This is a genomic window from Micromonospora sp. LZ34 (assembly GCF_052981855.1).
Genome location: NZ_JBRIQN010000130.1, coordinates 1 through 2,412, shown reverse-complemented (window position 1 = coordinate 2,412; position 2,412 = coordinate 1). Strand labels below are relative to the sequence as shown.

The window sequence follows — 2,412 nt, the reverse complement described above, 5'->3', positions numbered from 1 at the left end:
GGGATGAGCAGGGTGACGCCGATGGTGCCGGCGAGTTCGGCGGCGAGGGCGCGGGTGAAGCCGACCACGCCGAACTTGGCGGCGCAGTACGCGGTCGCGTCACTGACCGCCTTCACGCCGAGCGTCGAGGCGACCGTGACGATGCTGCCCCGGGAGCTCTCCAGGAACGGCAGCGCGGCCCGGATCACCGCCGCGGTGGCGAGCAGGTCCACCGCCACGATCCGGTCCCAGGTCTCCCCCGGCAGGTCGGCCAGCTTGCCCGGCACGTCCATCCCGGCCGCCGTCACCACGGCGTCGAGGCCGCCGGAGCGCTCGGCCAACTGCCGGGTGGCCGCCTCCGCGGCCCGGGTGTCGGCCAGGTCGCACTCCACCCACGGCACCCCGTCTCCCGGCGGCTGGCGGTCCAGCACCAGCGGCCGCCCGCCGGCCCGGGCGACGGCGGTGACCACGGCCGCGCCGAGCCCGCTCGACCCGCCGGTGATCAGGACGCTCTGCCCCGCACCGGGCGACCCGCCGCTCACCGGGTCCCCTCGGACGAGGTGGGCCGGTGCGCGGACGCCCCGGGCGGCGGCACGGTGTCGTTGAGCCGCCGGCCCCGGCCCGCGCCCGGGGGCGTGCCGGCCGACGCCGGGACGGACGCCGACCCGTCCGGGCCGGCGGGGCGTCCGGCCGCGGCGCAGCAGGCGTCGCCGGAACGGCCGCCGGCCGACCGGGCGGCGGCGATCATGCCCGTGGTGGAACGCCCGTCCAGGTACGGCACCACCACGGTGTGCCCACCCCAGCGGCGCAGGATCTCCGCCTCCGGCAGCGCCGAGCTGTCCCCGGCCCCGGTGGCGTAGTCCCCGCCCTTGACCCAGATGTCCGGCCGAAGCCAGGACAGCGCCGCGTGCGGGGTCGGCTCGTCGAAGATCATCACCGCGTCGACGCAGCTCAGCGCCGCCAGCAGCCGGGCCCGGTCGCCCTGCGGGATCACCGGGCGGTCGGGGCCCTTCAACCCGGTGACGCTGGCATCGGAGTTGACGCAGACGACCAGGCAGTCGCCGAGCTGCCGGGCGGCCTGCAACGTCGCCACGTGACCGGCGTGCAGCAGGTCGAAGCAGCCGCCGGTGGCGACCACCGTGCCGCCGGCCGCGCGGACCCTGGCCACCACGGTCGCGGCCGACGCCACCCCGACCCCGTCCCCCGCACTGAACACCGGAGCCGGCGCCGGACTGGCCGGCGGCGGCAGCGCCGTCGCCACTCCCCCGCCGGCCACGTACGCCGACGCCTCGGTGACCGCCTCCTGCACGGCCTCGGAGACCAGCGCCCCCCGGGCCAACGCCACGCTCGCGGTGGCCGCGAAGCGGTCCCCGGCGCCGCAGGTGTCCCCGTCGGCTGCGGCCGGCGACGGCACCACCAGCGGCGTCGAACCGGCGTGGCAGAGCAGCGCGCCGTCCCCGCCCAGGGTCACCACCACCGCGCCGGCCCGCCAGCGCCGCCGCAGCCCCTGCGCACCCCGGGACGCGGTGGCCAGCCGGGACGTCCCCGGCGGGATCGGCACCAGTTCCCGCACCTCGGCCTCGTTCGGGGTGGCGAGGTGCACTCCGGGCACCGCGGCCGGGCCGCGCGGGTGCGGGTCCCAGACCACCGGCGCGCGGGTCCCGGCCAGCGCCGCGCGCAGCGCCGGCTGGCGGGCCACCCCCCGGCCGTAGTCGCTCACCAGCACGGCGGCGGCGTTGGCGATCACCCGCAGCACCGCGTCGGACGGCTCGCCCGGCTCGCCGGGCGTGCCGCCCCGGTCGTGGCGCAGCAGCACCCGGCCGCGGGCCCGCAGCCGGATCTTCTCCGGCGTGGCGCCGGCCAGCCCGAGCGGGTACACCTGCACTCCCGCGGCGGCGAGCAGCGAACTCAACCGGGCCCCTCCGGCGTCGTCGGCCAGCGCGGTGACCAGCACCACCTCCGCGCCCTGCGCCGCCGCGAAGACGGCGGCCAGGCCGGCGCCGCCGGGCCGGTCGAGGTACGAGGTCTCGTCCAGCACCGGCACCGGCGAGTCCGGACAGAGCCGGTTCACCACCCCCTCGACGTCCCGGTCGAGTAGGGTGTCACCGACCACCACCACGGGTCCCGTCACGCTTGCCCTCCTCACGCCTCGACCTGTCGACCGTCGAGCACCACCTCGACCCCGGTCCGCACCGGCCCGGAGCGGGTGTTCCCGGTCGGCGCCCGGCGCGACGCCGCCGGCGCGCGGAGCACCGCCGGCAGGGCCTGCTCGACGTACTCGCAGAGCAGGTGGCTGGAGACGAGGTGGAGTTCCTGGACCACCTGGCTGTCCGGCGACGACACGGCGAGCACCTCTTCGCAGGCGTCGGCGAGGGGGTTGGGGGTGGGGCCGGTGAAGGCCCAGGTGCGGAGGCCGGTGTGGTGGGCGGCGTG

1 protein-coding gene and 2 pseudogenes are annotated in these 2,412 nt (G+C 78.2%); all 3 read right to left on the bottom strand.

What is annotated here, in order from left to right; all coding sequences use genetic code 11:
- The coding region (locus ACVCAH_RS37690) for an SDR family oxidoreductase (RefSeq protein ID WP_447140984.1) at positions 1 to 521 on the bottom strand (521 nt) is incomplete at its 3' end.
- 95 nt (positions 522 to 616) lie between these two features.
- Positions 617 to 2,095 (bottom strand): annotated as a pseudogene (locus ACVCAH_RS37685) (PfkB family carbohydrate kinase); the annotation flags it as partial.
- A 26-nt stretch (positions 2,096 to 2,121) separates the two neighbouring features.
- Positions 2,122 to 2,412, bottom strand: a pseudogene (locus tag ACVCAH_RS37680) (phosphoheptose isomerase); the annotation flags it as partial.